Raw genomic sequence first — 21,800 nt, forward strand, 5'->3', positions numbered from 1 at the left:
CCGCGCAAGCCGGTCCCGCGGCCAGCAGCGGGAGCCATCCACTTTTCTTCACGCACCATTCTCATCCCCGCCACTTTTCTTGCGCCGGGTATGCGGTTTTTTCCTAAAGTATGAGCATGCCCCGGCACATGCCGCGGGCCGCCCATCGACACCGCGAGGAGGGATCATGCCGCAGGAGAACGAAGACAAGGTCGCGCACCTGCTGGACGAACTGGCCGGCTTCGCGCGCGAGCGGCTGCCGGCGGCGATGTTCGCCGTGGTCGAGCCCTTCCTGCTGCACTACTACGACCAGGCCGACGCCGAAGACTTGCTCCAGCGCGACGTCGACGATCTCTACGGCGCCGTGATGGCGCACTGGCAGACCGCACAGAAATTCACCCCCGGCAATGCGCGCATCCGCGTCTACAACCCCAACCTGGAAGAGCACGGCTGGCACTCTGACCACACCGTGGTCGAGATCGTCAATGACGACATGCCCTTCCTGGTCGACTCGGTGACGATGGAGATCAACCGGCAGGGACTGGCGCTGCACTCGGCCATCCATCCCGTGTTCCGGGTCTGGCGCGACGCGCGCGGCGGCATCGAGCGGATCGCCCCGGGCGGCGCCGGCAAGGCCGGGGACAGCTCGCACCTGGAATCCTTTATCCACTTCGAGATCGACCGCAGCGGCGAGGCTGCGCGGCTGGAGGCGCTGCGCAGCGGCATTGCGCAGGTGCTGGTCGACGTGCGCGCGGCGGTGGAAGACTGGCCGAAGATGTGCGACATCACCCAGGCCACCATCGGCGCCATGGCGCAGGCGCCCGACGCGGCCTCGCCGGAAAGCGCCGAAGCGCGCGCCTTCCTGGACTGGATGATGGATGACCACTTCTCCTTCCTCGGCCAGCGTGACTACCAGCTGGTGTCGCAGGACGACCGCTACTTCCTGCGCGGCGTGCCGGGCTCGGGCGCGGGCATCCTGCGCGAAAGCCTGCGCGAGCCTGATGCCGAAGACCTCACGCTGCTGCCCGCCGCGGCCACCGCGATCATCGAAGGGGCCTCGCCGATCTTCCTGACCAAGGCCAATTCGCGCGCCACCGTGCACCGGCCGGGCTATCTCGACTATGTCGGCGTCAAGCTGCTCGATGAAAAGGGACAGCTGTTCGGCGAGCGGCGCTTTGTCGGCCTGTACACCTCGACTGCCTATATGGCGCCGATCGCGGAAATTCCGCTGGTGCGGCTCAAGTGCGCCAATATCCTGGCGCGCGCGGGCTTCCTGGCCAAGGGGCACCTGTACAAGTCGATGGTGACCATCCTTGAGCAATACCCGCGCGATGAACTGTTCCAGGCCACCGAGGATGAACTGTTCGACATCACCACCGGCATCCTGCGGCTGCAGGAACACCAGCGCACCCGGCTCTTTGTACGGCGCGACCGCTTCGACCGCTTTGTCTCGTGCCTGGTGTTCGTGCCGCGCGACAAGTACAACACCGACCTGCGCCAGAAGATCCAGAAGCTGCTGACCGCGGCCTTCCACGGCACCAGCTGCGAGTTCACGCCGCTGCTGTCCGAGTCGCCGCTGGCGCGCATCCAGCTGACCGTGCGCGGCGAGCCCGGCACCATGCCGCACGTTGATACGCGTGAGCTGGAGGCGCGCATCGTGCACGCCAGCCGCCGCTGGCAGGACGATCTCGCCGAAGCCTTGCATGAAAGCCACGGCGAAGAGCAAGGCAACCGGCTGCTGCAGCGCTACGGCGGCTCGTTCCCCGCCGGCTACCGTGAAGACTACCCGGCCCGCACCGCAGTGCGCGATATCGAGCTGATGGAGCACGCGCTGCACGGCAACGGCATGGCGATGAACCTGTACCGGCCGATCGAGGCCGCACCGGGGGTGTTCCGCTTCAAGGTGTACCGTGCCGGCGAGCCGATCGCGCTGTCGCACAGCCTGCCCATGCTGGAACACCTGGGCGTGCGCGTGGATGAAGAGCGCCCCTACCTGATCGAACCCGACAGCGGCACGCCGGTATGGGTGCACGACTTCGGGCTGGAGATTGCCGATAGCGGCGGCGCGGCGGAATTCGACATCGCGCGCGTCAAGGCATTGTTCGAGGATGCCTTCGCGCACGCCTGGCACGGCGAGATCGAGAACGACGACTTCAACCGCCTGGTGCTGCGCGCCGAACTGGCCGCGCGCGACGTCACCATCCTGCGCGCCTATGCCCGCTACCTGCGCCAGGTGGGCTCGACCTTCAGCGACGCCTATATCGAGCGCGCGCTGACCGGCAACGCGGCCATTGCCGCCATGCTGGTCGGCCTGTTCGTGGCGCGCTTCGACACCTTCAGCGAGGTCGCCACCGACACCGCCCGCCAGGCGCGCTGCGACAAGCTGCTGGCCGATATCGGCGCGGCGCTGGACAAGGTGCCCAACCTGGACGAGGACCGCATCCTGCGGCTCTTCCTGGGCGTGATCAACGCCACCGTGCGCACCAACTATTTCCACCGTGGCGAGGAAGGCCAGCCGCGCCCGTATGTGTCGTTCAAGTTCAATCCCGCGCTGGTCCCCGGCCTGCCCGAGCCGCGCCCGATGTTCGAGATCTGGGTCTACTCGCCGCGCGTTGAGGGCGTGCACCTGCGCGGCGGGCGCGTGGCCCGCGGCGGACTGCGCTGGTCAGACCGGCGCGAGGACTTCCGCACTGAAGTGCTGGGCCTGATGAAGGCGCAGATGGTCAAGAACACGGTGATCGTGCCGGTGGGCTCCAAGGGCGGCTTCGTGGTCAAGCGCCCGCCCCCGCCCACCGACCGCGATGCTTTCCTGCAGGAGGGCATTGCCTGCTACCAGACCTTCCTGCGCGGGCTGCTGGACCTGACCGACAACCTCGTCGGCGGCCAGCTGGTGCCGCCACCCGAGGTGGTGCGCCACGACGACAACGACCCCTACCTGGTGGTGGCCGCCGACAAGGGCACCGCGACGTTCTCCGACTTCGCCAACGCGATCTCGGCCGAATACGGCTTCTGGCTGGGCGATGCCTTTGCGTCCGGGGGCTCGGTCGGCTATGACCACAAGAAGATGGGCATTACCGCGCGCGGTGCGTGGGAATCGGTCAAGCGGCATTTCCGCGAGATGGGTGTCGATATCCAGACCACGGACTTCACCGTGGCCGGCATCGGCGACATGTCGGGCGACGTGTTCGGCAACGGCATGCTGCTGTCGCCGCATATCCGGCTGGTGGCGGCTTTCGACCACCGGCATATCTTCCTCGATCCCGACCCGGACACGGCAAAGAGCCTGCAGGAACGCACGCGGCTGTTCGGCCTGCCCCGCTCCAGCTGGGCCGACTACGACGCTACGCTGATCTCCGCCGGCGGCGGTATCTATCCGCGCAGCGCCAAGACCATCCCGCTGTCGCCGCAGGTGCAGGCGGTGCTGGGGGTCACGGCAGCCACGCTGTCGCCGGCCGAGCTGATCCACGCAATCCTGATGGCGCCGGTCGACCTGCTCTACAACGGCGGCATCGGCACCTACGTCAAGTCCAGCCAGGAAACCCACCTGCAGGCCGGCGACCGCACCAACGACGCGGTGCGTGTCAACGGCAACGACCTGCGCTGCAAGGTGGTCGGCGAAGGCGGCAACCTCGGCTTCACCCAGCTGGGCCGCATTGAGTTCGCGCGCAACGGCGGGCGCATCAACACCGATGCCATCGACAACTCGGCCGGGGTGGACTGCTCGGACCACGAGGTCAATATCAAGATCCTGCTCGGGCTGGTGGTTGCCGACGGCGAAATGACCGAGAAGCAGCGCAACAAGCTGCTGGCCGAGATGACCGACGAGGTCGGCCTGCTGGTGCTGCAGGACAACTACTACCAGACCCAGGCACTGTCCGTGGCCGGGCGCAGCAGCCCCGCGCTGCTCGACGGCGAGGCGCGCCTGGTGCGCTGGCTGGAGCGCGCCGGGCGGCTGAACCGCCCGCTGGAGTTCCTGCCTTCGGACGAAGAAATCGCCGAGCGCAAGCTGGCCGATGAAGGCCTGGCATCGCCCGAGCGTGCCGTGCTGCTTGCCTACAGCAAGATGTGGCTGTACGACGAACTGCTGGCCTCCGACGTGCCGGAAGACGCGCTGGTTGCCGGACTGCTGTCGGACTATTTCCCGGTGCCGCTGCGCCAGCGTTACGCCGACGCGATGCAGCGCCACCCGCTGCGGCGCGAGATCCTGTCGACGCACCTGACCAATATGCTGGTCAACCGCATCGGCGCCACCTTCGTGCACCGGATCATGGAAGAGACTGACGCACGCCCGGCCGATATCGTGCGCGCCTGCCTGATCGCACGCGATGTCTTCGGACTGACCATGCTGTGGCAGGAGATCGATGCGCTGGACAACCGCGTCGCAGACGCCGAGCAAGCGCGCATGTTCGGGGCCGTGGCGCTGCTGCTGGAGCGCGCGTGCCTGTGGTTCATCCGCTATCTGCGTAGCGGCAGCAAGGCCGCCGAGGACCTGGCGCGCTTTGCCCAGGCGGCGCAATGGCTGGCACCGCAACTGCCGCGGCTGCTGCCGCCGGCCGATGCGACGGCGCTGTCAGAGCGCACCCGGGCCTTGACGGACGCGGGGGTCGACGAAGCGCTGGCCGTGCGCGTGGCCGGCAGCGAGATCTCCGCCGCCGCGCTCGATATCGCCGAAGTGGCCACGGCGTGCGAACGCAGCCTGGACCTGGTGGCGGGGGTTTATTTCGCTCTGGACAGCCACCTGAGCTTCAGCTGGCTGCGCGAGCGCGCACTGGCGCTGCCATCGGACACGCACTGGGACCTGCTGGCACGCACCACCACGCTGGAAGACCTGGGGCGACTCAAGCGCGCACTTACCGTCAGCGTGCTGTCACAGGCGGGTGAACTGGATACGCCCGAAGCCATGATCGATGCCTGGCGGTCCAGCCGTCATGGCGCGCTTGAACGCTTTACGCGCATGCTGGCCGACCAGCGCGCCTCGGGGGCTGCGGGGCTGTCGATGCTGTCGGTCGCGGTGCGCGAGATCGGCATGCTGGAACGCGCCTAGCACGCCGCTGTCCAGCCGGGGGTTATTCGTCTGCTTCTGCGTCCGTGTCGATGTCCGCATCGTCGCCGATGCCGGCGTCGGCACCACGCGGGCGCAGTTCCAGCCCGAGCAGGACCAGCAGGTCGAAGGCATCGCAAAGCAGGTGCTTCTGCCTGGGCAGCAGGCTGGCGTACGGCATGTCGTAGATCGACTGGTGCGCGGCACGCTCGCCCTTGAGGCCGCGGTCGCGCGCGATATCCGACAGCAGCGCGGCAAACCCTGAGAGGTCCTGCGCTGCCAGTGCTGAATTCAATACCTTGGCGATCACTTCCGGCGAAGCGTTCGCCCAGCCCATGCGTTCAGCATTGGAAGCAGAGTCTTGAGGAAGGTCGGCAAAGTCCATGATGTGTATAACGGTCCCGCCTGAGCAAGCTTAAGGCAGCAGCCATGTGGATTTGACCCCACATGCGTGGGGTGACATGGCTTGCCGCCCGCCGGTCCGGACTAGCGCGGCGCCGGCTTCGCCGCCACCTGGCGGTAGACCGTGCTGCCGTCGCGCGCGGTGCGTGCCTGGACGTGATTGCGTGCGCCGCATTGCGGGCAGCGGAACACGGGACCCTGCCCTTCGTTGCGGATCTGCACCTCATTCGGCTCCCAGCGCGCACCGCAAGCCTGGTTCCCACAAACAAACATGAATTCTCCTTGAAACAAACGCCCGAGAGCCTGAGCCGGGCGCGATACGGGGCGCGGCAGCACTGCCTGGTGGCGGCGCAGCCGTGCCTGCTCAGCCGTGATTATCAGGCCAGTCGGCCGGGCGCGGGCCCATTCGCCACATATTCGGCGGCTCCCCCAATGCCGTGCTCTGGTACATCCAGGCGCCGCAGCCGGTGCAGCGCCAGCGCCTGTCGACCTTGCACCGGTTGCTCATGGCCGCAATGCCCGAGGCAGCCAGGTTCTCGTGTGGCGGCACGCTGGACGGTTCGCCCACCAGCTGATGACACAGGTCACAGGCGTGCATCGGCATCTCCGGTCATGGCGATGATGGCGCAGCGGCGCCTTCAGCCATTGTGCTGCACCCATTGCCGCGCCCACGAGATCGCCGCGGCCCGCGCCTCGTCCGGCGTCGCATGCGTGGCCGGCGGCGCGCCGCCCTCCAGCACCACGGCTCCCGACTCCCAGATATCGCACAGGGCCTTGAACCGCCCCATGCCCAGCGCGTGGCAATACACGTGGATCACGAAGCCGCCGTACTCCACCACGTCAGTGGCGGTATCGGTCAGCGCCTGATCCGCCGCGGGATCGGACGGCACCAGCGGCGCATCGCGCTGGCGCAGCACCCGCTGCTCCGCGGCCGTGCGCACCAGCATGGCGCAGGCACCGCCCACCGCCGCGCCCAGCACCACGCCCAAGCCAAACCAGCAAGCCCTGCTCCCGCACCTCGCCATGGCATCCCCCGTAGCGACCCTGCCGGCCCTGGCACGACCACGCTGTGCGACCGGCATCGTTTTCAGGTTATACCAATACAGGCCGACACCGCTTGCCACCAACGTCCACGCGGCAAATGCACAGCGCCGCAGGGTGTGCCGGCGCACGAAAATGAGAATCGTGGGGGATGACCGAACAGCCGGCCAGAGTTACACTGTACATCCATACAGTATTCGGATACTGCCCCATGCCCTTGTACCAGTCCGATTCCATCCTGCTCGAGGCCTACTACTTCGGCGACGACAGCGAATCCCTGCGCCTGCCCTGCGGCAGTGTCTGCGTGGGCGCCGGCGCCATCCTCGTCGACGGCATCGAGCCACGCCAGCTGCAGGCCCTGCGCTGGACGCCGGATTTCCTGTCCTTCGACGCCCAGGGCACCCGTCACCGCTACCCGGTCAGCCGCCCCGCCCTCGTCGGCCCCGGCCAGGCCCGCTTCGCGCTGCTTTAAGCTACGGCTTCCGCATCCCCGATGCGCCACGCCCCTTGCCCACATGCCAGACCTCAGCCCGACCGCCAGCCAACTGATCCGCTCGCTCGACCTGCAGCCGCATCCGGAAGGCGGCTACTACCGCGAAACCTATCGTGGCGAAGAACAGGTCGTCTGCCAGGACGGGCGCACACGCGAAGCCTGCACCGCGATCCACTACATGCTGTGCGGCAACGACTATTCCGCCTGGCATCGCATCCGGTCCGACGAACTCTGGCACTACCACGCAGGCTCCCCCGTGGACGTGCACCGGATCGTGGACGGCACCATCGTCACGCAGCGCCTGGGCGACCCGCTGCGGCATCCCGGCGCGGCCTTCCAGGCAATGGTGCCCGCCGGCCAATGGTTTGCCGCCGAACGCGTGGATCTGGACGATGGCGTGGACTTCGCCCTGGTCGGCTGCACCGTGGCACCAGCCTTCCAGTTCAGCGAATTCGAACTGGCCGACGCAACGGCGCTTGCCGGCCTGGCAAGCGGACATGACGCGCTGTTGCGCAGGCTGGCGCGCTAGCCCTCCCCCCCAAAAAAACAGCCCGCCGCGGCGGGGTGCGGGCGGGCTGGTGAGTACAGCGGCACGAGTCTAAGCCAGGCTGCCGGCGGGCCATGATGGGAGAACCCGGGTATCTCGCCGCTTTTTCTGGCAACGGCCGGACTGCGCGTATAGCCCGTCAGGCACTCAGGATGCAGATCAATATTCTGCAGCTACAAATAATCCTGGGTTCGCCTATTATTTGCAGCTACAATTATTCTGCATGGACATCACCTTCGATCCCGTCAAGGATGTCAGCAACCGGGCCAAGCACGGCGTTTCACTCGCGCTGGCGGCAAGGTTCGACTGGCCGAACCTGTTGGCAGGGATAGATGACAGGGCCGACTACAGAGAACTCCGCGAGATCGGCTTCGGCATCATTGATGAGCGCCTCTATTGCGTGGTGTTCACCCAGCGCGGGAATGCAATGCATATCATCAGCCTGCGCAAGGCCAACAAACGCGAGGTACGGAACTATGTCGACCAAGCCTAAGATCGTCATGCCTACTGACGAAGAGGACGCCGCCATCAACCGCGGCATCGCTGCGGATCCGGACACGTACGAGGTGTCGGCGAAAGAGATGCAGGCCATGAAACCGCTCGGCAAGCGCGGCCGCGGTCGGCCCAAGCTCGCCAGCACCAAGGAACTGGTGAGCATTCGATATGACGCCGATGTACTGGATGCATTCCGCGCCAGCGGGGAAGGTTGGCAGACGTTGATGAACGCAACGCTGAACGTTGCGATTCAACAGGCCATGGACATTACGTACGTTGGGGGGCCACTGCATGGAACCACAGTCCGTGACCACCCCAACACCTTGTCATCCGTTCTTACCTATCGCCCGGTAACAGCTTTCGCGAACGACCCTGCGCATCAGGCAACGTATCGTCGGGTAACCCTCGAGCGTGTCGTTGGAAACAACGTCGAACGCCGCGAGTTCTTTGTGAGTGACAGCCTCACCGACAGCGAAGCCGATTCGCTCGTCCTGCGAGAAGACCTTTGGCCTATGTCAGAGCCACACCATGCCTGAGTATTGGATGCCTCCAATCAGACAACCTGGAGGGCTAGCCCGGAGCACAAAATAAAAAACCCGCTTGGCTATTCACCAAGCGGGTTTCTATCTGGTCGGGGCGAGAGGATTTGAACCTCCGACCACCTGCACCCCATGCAGGTACGCTACCAGGCTGCGCTACGCCCCGAAGCAAAAGATTATAGCAGAAGCATTTCCCGTATGACTAGCTCCTGACGTCGAAATTATCCGTGCTTCGCGATCTCCCGCAGTTGCGCGAGCAGGTGCTGTACTTCGACCAGTTCATTGCGCAGGCCGCTGATGTCGATCGACAATGCCGCCGCGTTTTCTTCGCCAACCTCTGCGGCCTCAGGCGCTGCCGCTGCCCCACTGTGATGACGGCCTTCATCGAGGCGGTTGCGCGCGCCGTTGATGGTGAAGCCCTGTTCGTAGAGCAGTTCGCGGATGCGGCGGATCAGCAGGACTTCATGGTGCTGGTAGTAGCGGCGGTTGCCGCGGCGCTTGACGGGCTTGAGTTGCGTGAACTCCTGCTCCCAATAGCGCAGGACGTGCGGCTTGACGGCGCAAAGCTCGCTCACCTCACCGATGGTGAAGTAGCGCTTGGCCGGAATCGGCGGCAACGCGATGCGATCGCTGGATTTGTCCGACATGTGGTGTGTAGACGAGCGTCAGGCCATGCCGGCCATGCGGTTGGCGCGCACCAGGTGCGCGCCCAGAAGCATACCGATGCCGGCTTCGGGAAGCAATCCGCCGTTCGGGTGACGCGTCAGCCGACGATGCCTGCGCGTTCTTCCACCAGGCCCTTGAGCTTCTGGCTGGCGTGGAACGTGACCACGCGGCGCGCGGTAATTGGAATGACTTCGCCGGTCTTGGGATTGCGGCCGGGCCGCTGCGGCTTGTCGCGCAACTGGAAGTTGCCGAAGCCGGACAGCTTGACGCTGTCGCCCTGCTCCAGCGCTTCGCGGATGACGTCGAAGAAAGCTTCGACCATGTCCTTCGATTCGCGCTTGTTCAGGCCCACCTGGTCGAACAGCATCTCGGCGAGTTCGGCCTTGGTCAGCGTGGGAACTTCGGTCGCGCGGTTATCCGGCGTCGCGTCGTCAAGGGAGGAAGCCTGCCGGTCGCTCATCTCACCCAGTGCTGCAGCGGTCATGGAATTCGCGTCTCGATCATTCATGTCGATCGCTCAAGTGTGTGTCTGGCGATCCGCCCGGGGCAAGCCCGGGCGCCCTTGTTTATCGTGTGTCCGTCGCGTACTTGTCGCGTATTGACGATGGCTTAGCCGCGCAGCCGGGCCTGGAAGGCCTCTGTCAGCGCGTCGACCATGCAGCGCACTGCGCTGTCGACGGTTTCGTCCTGGAGGGTCGACCCAGTATCTTGCAAGGTCACCCGGAACGCAAGGCTTTTCTCGTCCGCGCCAATGGCAGCGGAAGCGCCCTTGGGACGGAACTCGTCGAACAGCACCAGGCTCTGGCAGTAGCGGCCGTAGCCCTGCTTTTCCAGTGCGGCGCGCATGGCGTCGAGCAGATCCTGCACGCGCACCGATTGCTTCACGACCACGGCCAGGTCGCGCACCGCGGCCGGGAACTTGGAGATCTCGGTGTACGCCGGCAGGCCGGTGTCGCACAGCGCGTCAAGCGCCAGCTCGAACACGACCGGGGCGTGCATCAGCTCGTATTCCTGCAGCCAGCGCGGATGCAGCTCGCCGACCACGCCAACGGGCTTGCCGTCGAGCAGCACGCGCGCGGCGCGGCCCGGGTGCAGCGCGGGGTGCGACACTGGCTCGAAACGCGGCACGCGCGGATGGAACAGTGCCTCGACATCGCCCTTGATGTCGAAGAAGTCGACGTTGCGCGTGGGGATGCCCCACTGCTCTTCGAACGCCGGGCCGTAGGCGATGCCCGCGGCCATCATCGGCTGCTCATAGCCGGCCACCGTCAGGCCGCCGTCCTTCACGCTGGCGTCACGATGGAACACGCGGCCCACCTCGAACAGGCGCACGCGCGCAGCCTTGCGGTTCAGGTTGTAGCGCACCTTGTCGACCAGGCCGCCGATCAGCGTCGAGCGCATCACCGCCAGCTGGCTGGCGATCGGGTTCAGCAGGCGGATCGGGTTGTCGTTGGCGGCGAAGTCGCGCTCCCACTTCTCTTCGACGAAGGCGAAGTTGATGACTTCCTGGTAGTCGCGCGCGGCCACGGCATGGCGCACCACGTGGGTGGAGCGGCGGGCCTCGTTGGTCGGGCGCATCTCGCTTTCGGCGATCGGCGGACGGGCCGGGATGCGCTCGAAACCATAGATGCGGGCCACTTCCTCGATCAGGTCTTCCTCGATCTCGATATCGAAGCGGTAGCTCGGCGGCGTGACTTCAAACACCTCGCCCTCGGCGCCCTGGGTGCGCGCAAACGGCAGCTGCAGACGCTGGAATACATCGGCGATAGCCGCAGGCGACAGCTCGATGCCCAGCACGCGCTCGGCGCGCGCCACGCGCAGGCTGACCGGCTTGCGCTGCGGCAGGTTGACCACGTGGTCGTCCACCGGGCCGGCCTGGCCGCCGCAGATCTCGAGGATCAGCGCGGTGATGCGCTCGATATGCTCGACCGTGGTGGCATAGTCCACGCCGCGCTCGAAGCGGTGTCCGGCGTCGGTGGAGAAGTTGTACCTGCGGCCACGGCCCTGGATCGCAGCGGGCCACCAGAATGCGGCTTCGAGATAGATGTCCGTGGTGTCCAGCGTCACGGCGGTGCTGTCGCCGCCCATGATGCCGGCCAGGCTTTCGATCTCCTTGTCATCGGCGATCACGCCGACCTGTTCGTCGACCTCGATGGTGTTGCCGTTGAGCAGCTTGACCTGCTCGCCCTTGCGGCCCCAGCGCACGTCCAGGCCGCCGTGGATCTTGTTCAGGTCGAACACGTGCGACGGACGGCCCAGTTCCAGCATCACGTAGTTCGAGATATCGACCAGCGCGGAAACACTGCGCTGGCCCGAGCGCTCCAGGCGCTGCACCATCCATGCCGGCGTGGCCGCGCGCGCGTTGACGCCGCGGATCACGCGGCCGGAGAAGCGGCCGCACAGGTCCGGCGCCGACACCTTGACCGGCAGCTTGTCCTGGATCGTCACCGCCACCGGCTTCATCTCCGGCAGGTTCAGCGCGGCACCGGTCAGCGCCGACACTTCGCGCGCCACGCCGTGGATCGACAGGCAGTCGGCCTTGTTCGGCGTCAGCTTGATGACAAAGACCTGGTCATCCAGGTCGAGGTAATCGCGGATGTTCTGGCCGACCGGCGCGTCTTCCGGCAGCACCAGCAGGCCACCGTGCTCTTCGGACAGCTTCAGTTCGCGTGCCGAGCACAGCATGCCGTAGCTGTCCACGCCGCGCAGCTTGCCGACCTTGATCTCGAACGGCTGGCCGCCGTCCTCGGACGGGGGCAGCACGGCGCCAACCAGTGCGCACGGCACCAGGATGCCCGGCTTGACGTTGGGCGCGCCGCAGACGATCTGCAGGGTCTCGCCGGTGCCGGCATCGACCTGGCACACATTGAGGCGGTCGGCGTTGGGATGGCGCTCGGTCGACAGCACGCGCGCGACCACCACCTTGTCGAACGGCGGCGCAACCGGGCCCACCTCTTCCACTTCCAGGCCGGCCATGGTCAGCGTGTGCGACAGCGCGTCGGTGGAGATCTTTTCAGGGTTGGCGAAGGTGCGAAGCCAGGATTCCGAGAATTGCATGGCGCTTCTGATCCGGTAAGTATTCTATGTAGTCGGTGACGAGTGAGACGGCGGCGCGTCAGGCGAACTGGCGCAGGAAGCGCACGTCGCCCTCGAAGAACAGGCGCAGGTCGTTGATGCCATAGCGCAGCATGGTCAGGCGCTCCAGGCCGGAGCCGAACGCAAAACCGATATAGCGCTCGGGATCGAGGCCCATATTGCGCAGCACGTTCGGATGCACCTGGCCCGAACCGGAGATCTCCAGCCACTTGCCATTGCCGAAGGCCATGTCGATCTCTGCCGACGGCTCAGTGAACGGGAAGTACGACGGGCGGAAGCGCACCTGGATGTCATCGCGCTCGAAGAACTTGCGCAGGAAATCGGTGTACACGCCCTTCAGGTCGGCAAAGCTTACGTCCTCGCCGATCCACAGCCCTTCGACCTGGTTGAACATGGGCGAGTGCGTGGCGTCGCTGTCGACACGGTAGGTGCGGCCCGGGCAGATCACCTTGATCGGCGGCATCGCCTTGCCGGCGTACTTCTCGACATGCATCTTCGCGTAGCGGACCTGCATCGGGCTGGTGTGCGTGCGCAGGAGCAGCAGCTTGTCGTCGCTGTCGCGGCCGTCGACATAGAAGGTGTCCTGCATCGAACGCGCCGGGTGGTTGTCCGGGTTGTTCAGCGCGGTGAAGTTCATCCAGTCAGTCTCGATCTCGGGGCCGTCGGCCACATCGAAGCCGATCGAGCCGAAGATCTGCTCGACGCGCTCCCACGTGCGCATCACCGGGTGCAGGCTGCCGCGGCTGACCGCACGGCCAGGCAGCGTGACGTCGATGGCCTCCGCGGCCAGGCGCGCGTTCATCAGCGCATCGGCCAGCGCCTGGCGGCGTGCCTGCAGGGCGGCTTCAACTTGCTGCTTGATCTGGTTGATGCGGGCGCCTTCCGTCTTGCGGGTTTCCGGGTCGAGCTTGCCGAGGCCCTTGAGCAGTTCGGTCAGCGCGCCGGTCTTGCCCAGGAAGCGGGCCTTTTCGTTTTCCAGCGTGGCGTTGTCGTTGGCAGCGGCGAAGGCGGCCTGGGCATCGGCGACAATTTGATCCAGATCCTGAGACATGGCGGCGGTCGTGGGATTTTTGGCGTCGGGCCGGTACGCACCGGTCCGACGTGGGTTGGCACTACGTGCGGTGTTCGTTTCGAATGCGGTCTCGGCAACCGGATACCGGCAACTGAAACGGCATTCGAAATAAAAACGGGGCTCGGTGAGGAGCCCCGTTTCAGCAGACCTTGCGGTCAGCGGTCGACCTTGCGGTCGGTGCTTGCCCGGCTACGCTTGCGCGCGGCCGCAGCCGGCATCAGGCAACGGTGGCTTTCACCTGGTTGACGATGGCGGCAAAGGCAGGCTTGTCGTGAATAGCCATGTCCGACAGCACCTTGCGGTCCAGTTCAATCGAGGCCTTCTTCAGACCGTTCATGAACACGCTGTAGGTCATGCCATGCTCACGCGTCGCGGCATTGATACGCGCAATCCACAGCGCACGGAACACGCGCTTCTTGTTGCGGCGATCGCGGTATGCGTACTGGCCAGCACGCATGACCGCCTGCTTGGCGATGCGGTAGACGTTATTGCGACGGCCGCGGTAACCCTTGGCAGCGTCGATGACTTTCTTGTGACGGGCCCGTGCAGTGACCCCACGCTTTACTCGAGGCATGTAATTCTCCTTTCGTTTTCGTTAGGGGTTATGCGTACGGCATCATCGCGCGCACCGACTTCAGGTTCGTCTCATGGACGTCCTGAGTACCGCGCAGTTGACGCTTGTTCTTGGTGGTCTTCTTGGTCAGGATGTGACGCTTGAAGGCCTGGCCACGCTTGAACGAACCGTTCGGACGTGCAGTAAAGCGCTTGGAGGCGCTTTTCTTCGTCTTCATCTTCGGCATGAAAAACTCCAGCTCATATGACATGCATGCAGGTGGACGGCTCACGCCGACGCTTGCAAGACCCGCATCCACTTGTTGTTGCACAGCGGCCCTTGCGGGCCGCGCGCGACTTCCGCACGAAGCAACGCCGGGATACCTGGCATCCCGGCCGCTGCATCGCGCAGGAATTACTTCTTCTTCTTGGGGGCGAGCACCATCACCATCTGGCGCCCTTCCATCTTCGGCATCTGCTCGACCTGGCCGATTTCTTCCAGGTCCGCCTTCAGGCGTTCGAGCATGCGCGCGCCGATTTCCTGGTGCGCCATCTCGCGACCACGGAACCGCAGCGTGATCTTGGTCTTGTCGCCATCTTCCAGGAAGCGCTTCAGGTTGCGCAGCTTGACGTTGTAGTCGCCATCATCCGTACCCGGCCGGAACTTGACTTCCTTGACCTGGATGATTTTCTGCTTCAGCTTCGCCTCGTGGGCGCGCTTGGCTTCCTCGTACTTGAACTTCCCGTAATCCATGATCCGGGCGACGGGCGGAACCGCGTTCGGCGCGATCTCGACCAGGTCCAAGTCCTTATCTTCAGCCAGCCGGAGCGCGTCCATGAACTTGACGATGCCGAGCTGTTCGTTATCAACCCCTACCAGGCGCAGCTCAGGCGCGCTGATTTCCCGGTTGATGCGATGACCTTTGTCCGTAGCGATGTTGCGTTACCTCAAGAAGACAAAAAAACAAGCCGTGCTCACCACCCATCAGGCTTTGCTGGCGACGTCGTTCTGCAGACGCTCAACAAACGCGGAGACGGGCATCACACCCAGATCCACGTTGCCACGGGCACGCACGGCCACTTGACTGGCATCCCGCTCCTTGTCGCCCACTACCAGCAGGTAGGGAACCTTTTGAAGCGAATGCTCGCGGATTTTATACGTAATTTTCTCATTACGCAAATCGGCCTTGGCCCTAAACCCTTGTTTTTGCAGCAATTGCACGACGCTTTCGGCGTATTCCGCCTGCGAATCCGCAATATTCATGACCACCACCTGCTCCGGGGCCAGCCAGGCCGGCAGCGCACCGGCGTGGTTTTCCAGCAGGATGCCCAGGAAACGCTCGAACGAACCCAGGATGGCGCGGTGCAGCATCACCGGGCGCTTGCGCGAATTGTCCTCGGAGACGTATTCGGCATCCAGGCGCTCCGGCAGCACTAGGTCAAGCTGCACCGTGCCGCACTGCCACGAGCGGCCGATCGCGTCCTTGATGTGGTACTCGACCTTGGGGCCATAGAATGCGCCCTCGCCCGGCAGCTCTTCCCAATCCACGCCGCAGGCGCGCAGCGCCAGGCGCAGGCCCTCTTCGGCGTGGTCCCAGACCTCGTCCGAGCCGGCACGCTGGTCCGGGCGCAGCGACAGCTTGACCTTCACATCCTTGAAGCCAAAGTCGTCGTAGACCGAGAACGCCAGTTCGTTGAAGGCCTTGGCCTCCGCCACGATCTGCTCTTCCGTGCAGAAGATGTGCGCATCATCCTGCACAAAGCCGCGCACGCGCATCAGCCCGTGCAGCGCGCCCGACGGCTCGTTGCGGTGGCAGGCGCCGAACTCGGCCAGGCGCAGCGGCAGGTCGCGGTACGAACGCAGGCCGTGGTTGAAGATCTGCACATGGCCCGGGCAGTTCATCGGCTTGATCGCGTAGTCGCGCTTCTCCGACTCCGTGACGAACATGTTCTCCTTGTAGTTCTGCCAGTGGCCGGACTTTTCCCAAAGCGAACGATCCATCACCTGCGGCGTACGGACTTCATCGTAGCCGGCGTCCGTCAGGCGGCCGCGCATGTATTGCTCGACGGCCTGCCACACCTGCCAGCCCTTCGGATGCCAGAACACCATGCCGGGCGCCTCTTCCTGCAGGTGGAACAGGTCGAGCGTCTTGCCCAGCTTGCGGTGATCGCGCTTCTCGGCCTCTTCCAGCATGTGCAGGTAGGCTTCCTGGTCTTCCTTCCTGGCCCACGCCGTGCCGTAGATGCGCTGAAGCATCTCGTTGTTGGCATCGCCGCGCCAGTAGGCGCCGGCCACCTTCATCAGCTTGAAGACCTTCAGCTTGCCCGTGGACGGCACGTGCGGGCCACGGCACAGGTCGACGAAGCTGCCTTCGCGGTACAGGCCGATTTCCTGGTCGGCGGGGATCGAGGCGATGATCTCCGCCTTGTACTTCTCGCCCATCGACTCGAACAGCGCCACCGCTTCGTCGCGGCTCCACACTTCGCGCACCACCTTCTCGTCCTTGCGGGCGAGTTCCGTCATCTTCTTCTCGATGGCGGCCAGGTCTTCGGGCGTGAAGGGACGCTTGTAGGCAAAGTCATAGTAGAAGCCGTTTTCGATCACCGGCCCGATCGTCACCTGTGCTTCCGGATAGAGCTCCTTGACGGCATAGGCCAGCAAGTGCGCCGTGGAGTGGCGGATCACATCGACGCCATCGGCGTCCTTGTCCGTGACGATGGCCAGCTCGGCATCGCGGTCGATCTTGTAGCTCGTGTCGACCAGTTGGCCGTCCACCTTGCCGGCCAGCGCGGCCTTGGCCAGGCCGGCGCCGATGCCCTGCGCCACTTCGGCAACCGTCACCGGGCCGGGAAACTCGCGGCGGGACCCATCCGGCAGCGTGATTGCGATCATTTCGACTCTCCAGGTTCCGCCGGCCGCGCCTTGCGCATCGCCTGAGCGGATCAAACTGCATCTTGTGGCACCGGCCCCTGCATGCCTGCGGGACTGGCGATTTATTCTTTACTGCCCTGCTCTGCCGCACCGGAAAGGCGGCAGCTTATCAGGGCGCCGGCAGGCGACAGACGAAAAAAAACGCGGCCAAGGCCGCGTTTCTCTTTGTCAAACCCGATCCAACCGGGTCGAAGGCGCACCTCGACTACTGTCGCTTGCCAGCGGTAGTAGTTCGCGGTGTCATAACCATGATGCCCTTCCGTTCCGTATGGGGTTGAATCGGACTTGCCGTACTTCTTTTACTGCTTTACTGCAATTCGTTGGTAGGCTCGATTGGACTCGAACCAACGACCCCCACCATGTCAAGGTGGTGCTCTAACCAGCTGAGCTACGAGCCTAGCGAAGCGGCAAGTATAGCATCACTTTCTTTTCGCCTGCAACACCCCCTGGACGTCTTCGATCAACTGCAGCGCGCGCTGCAGCTGCGTAGCCTCGGACACTTCGGCAGTGAACTGCATGCGCGCCACGCCCTTGCTGGAGAGCGTCTTGACGCCGGTGACGTTGATCTTCTCGCGCGACAGCACTTCGGAGATATCGCGCAGCAGCCCCTGGCGATCGATCGCCTCGACATGGATATCGACCGGGTAGACCGCGGCGTGGCTCTTCTGGCCCCACTCGGTCTGGATCACCCGCTCCGGCGCGCGCCCGGCCAGTTGCTGGAAGGTGTGGCAGTTGCGCCGATGGATCGACACCCCGCGCCCCCGCGTGACAAAGCCAACGATGTCATCCGGCGGCGCCGGCTTGCAGCAGCGCGACATCTGCGTCATCAGCGAATCCACCCCCACCACCAGCACGCCGCTCTTGGCGCCGCGCGCCACGCTGGTGGCGCGGCTCTTCTTGGTGACAGCGTCTTCCTCGCTCAGCGGCGCCTGGACCTCGCCCTCCGGGTGTCGCAGCGCGTGCTCCACGTGGCGCAGGCTGAACTCATCCTTGGCCACTGCCGCAAACAGGTCCTCCGGCGTCTTGAAGCCCAGCCGCGTGGCCAGGTCTTCCAGCTTGACCGCGGTCTTGCCTTCGCGCTGCAGCGTCTTGTCGATCAGCACGCGCCCCTGGGCGATGGTCTCCTGCGAATCGAGCGCATTGAACCAGGCCCGCACCTTGGCCCGCGCGCGGCTGCTGGCCAGATAACCCAGGTCCGCGTTGAGCCAGTCGCGCGACGGGCCGCCCTGCTTGACCGCGATGATCTCCACGGTCTGGCCGTTCTTCAGCGGCGTGTTCAGCGGCACCATGGTGCCGTCCACGCGCGCACCGCGGCAGCGGTGGCCGAGGTCGCTGTGCAGGTAGTAGGCAAAGTCCACCGCGGTGGCGCCCTGCGGCAGCGCCACCACGCGCGCTTGCGGCGTCAGCACGTAGATGTGGTCGTCGATCGCGGCGTGCTTGATCTGCTCCCACGATTCGTCGTGCGCCACGCTGTGGTCGGCATCGTCCTTCCACGCGAGCAGCTGGCGCAGCCAGGCTATCTTCTCGTCATAGCGCTCGCTGGCGGAAAACTGCCCGACATAGCCGCGGCTGCCCGCCTCCTTGTAGCGCCAGTGCGCGGCCACGCCGTATTCGGCAAAGTGGTGCATCTCGTGGGTGCGGATCTGCACCTCGAAGGCGCGCCCGTCATCGCCGATCACCACCGTATGCAGCGACTTGTAGCCATTGGCCTTGGGCCGCGAGATGTAGTCGTCGAACTCGCGCGGGATCGGCTGCCAGATATGATGGACGATACCCAGCACCGTGTAGCAGTCCTTGATATCGTCGACGATCACGCGGAAGGCGCGCACATCGTACAGGTCGGCAAAATCCAGCTCCTTGCCGCGCATCTTCTTCCAGATGCTGTAGATATGCTTGGGCCGCCCGCTGACCTCGGCAGGGATGCCGGCGGTCGCCAGCTCGGACTGCAGCCGTTCGATAGCGCTGGCGATATAGCCTTCGCGCTCGATGCGCTTTTCATCCAGCAGCCTGGCGATGCGCTTGTAGGTATCGGGCTGCTCGAAGCGGAACGCCAGATCCTCCAGCTCCCACTTCATCTGCCAGATGCCGAGCCGGTTCGCCAGTGGCGCGTAGATGTCCAGCGTTTCGCGCGCCACGCCGGGCAGCGGCGCCTGCTTGGTCTCGGCCAGCCAGCGCAGGGTCTGCAGCCGCGAGGCCAGGCGCACCAGCACCACGCGGATATCCTGCGCAAACGCCAGCAGCATCTTGCGCAGCGCCTCGACCTGCTCGTGGCGCGCCTGCGCTTCGTTCTTGGACGGCGCGGCCGGCTCGGCCTCGGTGCGACTCCCGGCGATAGCGCCGATGCGCAGCAGCTGCCGCACGCCGTCGACCAGCCGCGCCACCTCGTCGCCAAAGCGCGGCGCGATCTCGGCCTCGGTGCCGGGCACGAAGGCCACCAGCCCGAACAGGCAGGCGGCGGCGCGCGTGGCGTCGTCGACGCGCAGGCCGTCGAGGATGCGCAGCATGCCCTGCGCGTGCGACAGCACGGTCTCGCCGGTGGGCAGCGCGACCTCGGCACCATGCTCGCGCACGTAGGCCAGTGCGCGTTCGACCAGTTCGGCATCCGGAATGCCCGCGACCCGACCGGTCAGGTCGGTGGACGTCACCATGTCACAACGCCTGCATCAGTTGAGCGCAGCGGTCACCACCACTTCGATCAGGTAATCGGGATTGGCCAGGCGGGCTTCGACGGTGGCGCGCGGGGGCGTGTTGCCTTGCGGCACCCAGGCGTCCCAGACCTCGTTCATCTCGCCGATCTGGTCGACATTGGTCAGGAAGATCTGGCACGACAGGATGCGGGTCTTGTCGCTGCCGGCCTCGGCCAGCAGGCGGTCGATATGGCCGAGGACCTCGCGCGTCTGGCCGCGGATATCGGCCTTGGGATCGACCTCTGGCACCTGACCGGCGAGATACACCACGCCGTTATAGACCGCGTATTCGGACAACCGCTTGCCCACGTGGGCACGCTTCAGTTCAAGGTTACTCATGACAATGCAATGCGTTGACTGATAAAAACAAGGCCGGCATGCGATGCAATCAGGCCCCGGTAAAGAACTGCCGGACGATCGCAATCTGCGCCGGATCGACAAAGGTCGGGGCATGGCCCACGTCGGGCACTTCCACCGAGCTCACATGCTTGCCGCGCGCCACCATTTCGGCCACGGTCTCGCGCAGCAGCAGGTCCGACTGCGCGCCGCGCACCACCAGCACCGGGCCTTCGATGGCCTCGAAGCTGCGCCAGATGGCGGCCTCGCCGGCAGCAATGGCCTCGGGCGTGGACTTGCGGAACGGCACCGCCAGCTGCGGATCGTAATGCAGGCCCCATTCCAGGCCGTCGGTGCCCTGCACCGGCTTCAGGATGGCGGCGTTGAGCTCGCGCCACTGCTCGGGCGTATGGCGCCCGAACGATGCGCTGATGGTCTGCAGGTAGGCCAGGCCTTCCTCGAAGGTCTTGAAGCGCACCGGCAGCCCCAGGTAGGCGCCGATCCGTTCCACCGCCGAGGGCGCCAGCTTCGGGCCCACGTCGTTGAGCAGCAGCTTGCGCACCGGCGACTTCGGCAGCCCGGCCAGGCCCATGCCGATCAGCCCGCCCATCGAGGTGCCGAACCAGTCCACCTTCTCCACATTGAGCCGCGCAATCAGCGTGACCATGTCGGACACGTACTGCGGCACCACGTAGCCGTTGGCATCGGCCAGCCATTCCGAGCGGCCGCGCCCGGCCACATCGGGGCAGACCACGCGGTAGTCGCCGCACAGCGCGCTGGCGACGGCGTCGAAGTCGCGGCCGGTGCGCGTCAGCCCATGCGCGCACACCAGCACGCGCGGATTGGCGGGGTCGCCCCACTCGTGGTAGGCCATGCGGTGCAGGCCCGCCGGACTGATGCACTGGACAAAACCGAGACGCGGACTGGCAGACATCTGGACTCCCTGACGAACCGGACCGCGGACCGCAAAAAGACGGCGCTGCCGGAGGTTGAGCAAAGCTGGATTGTACGCCGCAGCGGGTACAATGCCACAGCACAGTGACAGCGCCCCGCATGCGCGGCCGCGCACCGCCACGGCGCGCTCCGCCAACCCTGTGGCATTCCTTCTGTGGCATCCCTTTCTCTCGACGGAGGCTTACATGCTCAACGGCAAGACCGCACTGGTGACTGGCTCGACCAGCGGCATCGGGCTCGGCATCGCGAAAGCGCTGGCGGCCCAGGGCGCCAACATCATCGTCAACGGCTTTGGTGACGCGGACGCCGCAAAGGCAGAGATCGCGCAGGCCGGCCAGGGAATTCGGGTCGGCTACCACGGCGCCGACATGAGCAAGGCGGCCGAGATCGAGGACATGATGCGCTACGCGCAGTCCGACTTCGGCGGCGTCGACATCCTGGTCAACAACGCCGGCATCCAGCACGTGGCCAGCATCGAGGATTTCCCGCCTGAGCGCTGGGACGCGATCATCGCCATCAACCTGACCTCGGCCTTCCACACCACCCGCCTGGCGCTGCCCGGCATGAAGCAGAAAGACTGGGGCCGCATCATCAACGTTGCCTCCACCCACGGCCTGGTGGCCTCGGCGCAGAAGTCCGCCTACGTGGCCGCCAAGCACGGCATCGTCGGTTTCACCAAGGTGACCGCGCTGGAAACCGCGCAGACCGGCGTCACCGCCAACGCGATCTGCCCGGGCTGGGTGCTGACGCCACTGGTGCAGAAACAGGTCGAAGCCCGCGCGCAGAAGGAAGGCATTCCGGTGGAACAGGCCAAGCGCGAGCTGGTGCTGGAGAAACAGCCCTCGGGCCAGTTTGTCACGCCCGATGAGCTGGGCGCGCTGGCCGTGTTCCTGTCGTCCGAAGCGGCTCGCCAGGTCCGCGGCGCGATCTGGAACATGGATGGCGGCTGGGTGGCGCAGTAAGGAGGA

20 protein-coding genes, 2 tRNA genes and 1 pseudogene are annotated in these 21,800 nt (G+C 65.3%); 6 read left to right on the forward strand and 17 right to left on the reverse strand.

Going from position 1 to position 21,800, the window contains the following annotated elements:
• Window positions 1–166 precede the first annotated feature (166 nt).
• The gene (locus tag ACW4E8_RS06930) at window positions 167–5,023 is read left to right on the forward strand and encodes an NAD-glutamate dehydrogenase (RefSeq protein ID WP_456803842.1); all 4,857 of its coding nucleotides are present in this window, start codon (window positions 167–169) and stop codon (window positions 5,021–5,023) included.
• A 22-nt stretch (window positions 5,024–5,045) separates the two neighbouring features.
• Here the strand turns inward: ACW4E8_RS06930 and ACW4E8_RS06935 are convergent, their stop codons facing one another.
• The 4 genes from ACW4E8_RS06935 to ACW4E8_RS06950 all read right to left on the reverse strand — a co-directional run bounded on the left by ACW4E8_RS06935 (window position 5,046) and on the right by ACW4E8_RS06950 (window position 6,405).
• Complete coding sequence (locus ACW4E8_RS06935; RefSeq protein ID WP_456803843.1) at window positions 5,046–5,405, reverse strand: hypothetical protein; 360 nt, start codon at window positions 5,403–5,405, stop codon at window positions 5,046–5,048.
• Between the two features lie 101 nt (window positions 5,406–5,506).
• Window positions 5,507–5,695 carry a hypothetical protein gene (locus ACW4E8_RS06940; RefSeq protein WP_018310329.1) on the reverse strand — a complete coding sequence of 63 codons (189 nt, stop codon included), beginning with the start codon at window positions 5,693–5,695 and terminating at the stop codon, window positions 5,507–5,509.
• A 91-nt stretch (window positions 5,696–5,786) separates the two neighbouring features.
• Window positions 5,787–6,020, reverse strand: coding sequence for a hypothetical protein (locus ACW4E8_RS06945; RefSeq protein WP_456803844.1), 234 nt, complete (start codon window positions 6,018–6,020; stop codon window positions 5,787–5,789).
• Between the two features lie 40 nt (window positions 6,021–6,060).
• Entirely contained in the window at window positions 6,061–6,405 is a 345-nt protein-coding gene (locus ACW4E8_RS06950; RefSeq protein WP_456804102.1) for a hypothetical protein, read from the reverse strand.
• A gap of 269 nt (window positions 6,406–6,674) precedes the next feature.
• On the opposite strand from ACW4E8_RS06950, the gene ACW4E8_RS06955 reads away from it, so the two are divergent.
• From ACW4E8_RS06955 to ACW4E8_RS06970, 4 genes and pseudogenes are all read left to right on the forward strand, one after another.
• Window positions 6,675–6,935 (forward strand): hypothetical protein, encoded by a 261-nt coding sequence (locus ACW4E8_RS06955; RefSeq protein ID WP_035817461.1) that lies wholly within the window; start codon window positions 6,675–6,677, stop codon window positions 6,933–6,935.
• Between the two features lie 43 nt (window positions 6,936–6,978).
• A complete protein-coding gene (locus ACW4E8_RS06960; RefSeq protein ID WP_456803845.1) occupies window positions 6,979–7,485 on the forward strand; it encodes a cupin domain-containing protein in 507 nt (168 codons plus the stop codon).
• Between the two features lie 241 nt (window positions 7,486–7,726).
• Window positions 7,727–7,996 carry a BrnT family toxin gene (locus tag ACW4E8_RS06965; RefSeq protein ID WP_456803846.1) on the forward strand — a complete coding sequence of 90 codons (270 nt, stop codon included), beginning with the start codon at window positions 7,727–7,729 and terminating at the stop codon, window positions 7,994–7,996.
• Window positions 7,980–8,237, forward strand: a pseudogene (locus tag ACW4E8_RS06970) (BrnA antitoxin family protein); the annotation flags it as partial. The gene ACW4E8_RS06965 and the pseudogene ACW4E8_RS06970, both read left to right, overlap by 17 nt.
• 389 nt (window positions 8,238–8,626) lie before the next feature.
• Here the strand turns inward: ACW4E8_RS06970 and ACW4E8_RS06975 are convergent.
• From ACW4E8_RS06975 to ACW4E8_RS07035, 13 genes are all read right to left on the reverse strand, one after another.
• Window positions 8,627–8,703: transfer RNA gene (locus ACW4E8_RS06975), tRNA-Pro, on the reverse strand.
• Between the two features lie 55 nt (window positions 8,704–8,758).
• On the reverse strand, window positions 8,759–9,184 hold the full coding sequence (locus ACW4E8_RS06980) for a MerR family transcriptional regulator (protein ID WP_456803847.1): 426 nt from the start codon (window positions 9,182–9,184) through the stop codon (window positions 8,759–8,761).
• A 116-nt stretch (window positions 9,185–9,300) separates the two neighbouring features.
• Window positions 9,301–9,711 carry an integration host factor subunit alpha gene (locus ACW4E8_RS06985; RefSeq protein WP_456803848.1) on the reverse strand — a complete coding sequence of 137 codons (411 nt, stop codon included), beginning with the start codon at window positions 9,709–9,711 and terminating at the stop codon, window positions 9,301–9,303.
• Window positions 9,712–9,812: 101 nt separating this feature from the next.
• The gene (pheT, locus tag ACW4E8_RS06990) at window positions 9,813–12,260 is read right to left on the reverse strand and encodes a phenylalanine--tRNA ligase subunit beta (RefSeq protein ID WP_456803849.1); all 2,448 of its coding nucleotides are present in this window, start codon (window positions 12,258–12,260) and stop codon (window positions 9,813–9,815) included.
• Window positions 12,261–12,318: 58 nt separating this feature from the next.
• The gene (gene pheS / locus ACW4E8_RS06995) at window positions 12,319–13,350 is read right to left on the reverse strand and encodes a phenylalanine--tRNA ligase subunit alpha (RefSeq protein WP_013956328.1); all 1,032 of its coding nucleotides are present in this window, start codon (window positions 13,348–13,350) and stop codon (window positions 12,319–12,321) included.
• A 238-nt stretch (window positions 13,351–13,588) separates the two neighbouring features.
• Window positions 13,589–13,945: a 50S ribosomal protein L20 gene (rplT, locus tag ACW4E8_RS07000; protein WP_008650487.1), complete on the reverse strand. Its 357-nt coding sequence runs from the start codon at window positions 13,943–13,945 to the stop codon at window positions 13,589–13,591.
• A 28-nt stretch (window positions 13,946–13,973) separates the two neighbouring features.
• Complete coding sequence (rpmI, locus tag ACW4E8_RS07005) at window positions 13,974–14,171, reverse strand: 50S ribosomal protein L35 (protein WP_006575466.1); 198 nt, start codon at window positions 14,169–14,171, stop codon at window positions 13,974–13,976.
• Between the two features lie 167 nt (window positions 14,172–14,338).
• Window positions 14,339–14,860 (reverse strand): translation initiation factor IF-3, encoded by a 522-nt coding sequence (gene infC, locus ACW4E8_RS07010; RefSeq protein ID WP_078195944.1) that lies wholly within the window; start codon window positions 14,858–14,860, stop codon window positions 14,339–14,341.
• A 48-nt stretch (window positions 14,861–14,908) separates the two neighbouring features.
• Entirely contained in the window at window positions 14,909–16,816 is a 1,908-nt protein-coding gene (gene thrS / locus ACW4E8_RS07015) for a threonine--tRNA ligase (protein ID WP_456803850.1), read from the reverse strand.
• A 360-nt stretch (window positions 16,817–17,176) separates the two neighbouring features.
• Window positions 17,177–17,253 (reverse strand) — tRNA-Val (locus ACW4E8_RS07020).
• Window positions 17,254–17,274: 21 nt separating this feature from the next.
• Complete coding sequence (locus ACW4E8_RS07025; protein ID WP_456803851.1) at window positions 17,275–19,503, reverse strand: RelA/SpoT family protein; 2,229 nt, start codon at window positions 19,501–19,503, stop codon at window positions 17,275–17,277.
• A gap of 15 nt (window positions 19,504–19,518) precedes the next feature.
• Window positions 19,519–19,881, reverse strand: coding sequence for a RidA family protein (locus tag ACW4E8_RS07030; protein ID WP_010813105.1), 363 nt, complete (start codon window positions 19,879–19,881; stop codon window positions 19,519–19,521).
• 49 nt (window positions 19,882–19,930) lie between these two features.
• The gene (locus ACW4E8_RS07035) at window positions 19,931–20,812 is read right to left on the reverse strand and encodes an alpha/beta fold hydrolase (RefSeq protein ID WP_456803852.1); all 882 of its coding nucleotides are present in this window, start codon (window positions 20,810–20,812) and stop codon (window positions 19,931–19,933) included.
• A gap of 205 nt (window positions 20,813–21,017) precedes the next feature.
• Between ACW4E8_RS07035 and ACW4E8_RS07040 the strand changes: the two genes are divergently transcribed.
• Window positions 21,018–21,794 carry a 3-hydroxybutyrate dehydrogenase gene (locus tag ACW4E8_RS07040; RefSeq protein ID WP_456803853.1) on the forward strand — a complete coding sequence of 259 codons (777 nt, stop codon included), beginning with the start codon at window positions 21,018–21,020 and terminating at the stop codon, window positions 21,792–21,794.
• Window positions 21,795–21,800: the final 6 nt, after the last annotated feature.

It is taken from the genome of Cupriavidus sp. CP313 (genome assembly GCF_054072015.1).

Coding starts and splice junctions, on each gene's coding strand:
- ACW4E8_RS06930 (WP_456803842.1), top strand. CDS start 167: ATGCCGCAGGAGAACGAAGACAAGGTCGCGCACCTGCTGGACGAACTG.
- ACW4E8_RS06935 (WP_456803843.1), bottom strand. CDS start 5,405: ATGGACTTTGCCGACCTTCCTCAAGACTCTGCTTCCAATGCTGAACGC.
- ACW4E8_RS06940 (WP_018310329.1), bottom strand. CDS start 5,695: ATGTTTGTTTGTGGGAACCAGGCTTGCGGTGCGCGCTGGGAGCCGAAT.
- ACW4E8_RS06945 (WP_456803844.1), bottom strand. CDS start 6,020: ATGCACGCCTGTGACCTGTGTCATCAGCTGGTGGGCGAACCGTCCAGC.
- ACW4E8_RS06955 (WP_035817461.1), top strand. CDS start 6,675: ATGCCCTTGTACCAGTCCGATTCCATCCTGCTCGAGGCCTACTACTTC.
- ACW4E8_RS06960 (WP_456803845.1), top strand. CDS start 6,979: ATGCCAGACCTCAGCCCGACCGCCAGCCAACTGATCCGCTCGCTCGAC.
- ACW4E8_RS06965 (WP_456803846.1), top strand. CDS start 7,727: ATGGACATCACCTTCGATCCCGTCAAGGATGTCAGCAACCGGGCCAAG.
- ACW4E8_RS06980 (WP_456803847.1), bottom strand. CDS start 9,184: ATGTCGGACAAATCCAGCGATCGCATCGCGTTGCCGCCGATTCCGGCC.
- ACW4E8_RS06985 (WP_456803848.1), bottom strand. CDS start 9,711: ATGAATGATCGAGACGCGAATTCCATGACCGCTGCAGCACTGGGTGAG.
- pheT (WP_456803849.1), bottom strand. CDS start 12,260: ATGCAATTCTCGGAATCCTGGCTTCGCACCTTCGCCAACCCTGAAAAG.
- pheS (WP_013956328.1), bottom strand. CDS start 13,350: ATGTCTCAGGATCTGGATCAAATTGTCGCCGATGCCCAGGCCGCCTTC.
- rplT (WP_008650487.1), bottom strand. CDS start 13,945: ATGCCTCGAGTAAAGCGTGGGGTCACTGCACGGGCCCGTCACAAGAAA.
- rpmI (WP_006575466.1), bottom strand. CDS start 14,171: ATGCCGAAGATGAAGACGAAGAAAAGCGCCTCCAAGCGCTTTACTGCA.
- thrS (WP_456803850.1), bottom strand. CDS start 16,816: ATGATCGCAATCACGCTGCCGGATGGGTCCCGCCGCGAGTTTCCCGGC.
- ACW4E8_RS07025 (WP_456803851.1), bottom strand. CDS start 19,503: ATGGTGACGTCCACCGACCTGACCGGTCGGGTCGCGGGCATTCCGGAT.
- ACW4E8_RS07030 (WP_010813105.1), bottom strand. CDS start 19,881: ATGAGTAACCTTGAACTGAAGCGTGCCCACGTGGGCAAGCGGTTGTCC.
- ACW4E8_RS07035 (WP_456803852.1), bottom strand. CDS start 20,812: ATGTCTGCCAGTCCGCGTCTCGGTTTTGTCCAGTGCATCAGTCCGGCG.
- ACW4E8_RS07040 (WP_456803853.1), top strand. CDS start 21,018: ATGCTCAACGGCAAGACCGCACTGGTGACTGGCTCGACCAGCGGCATC.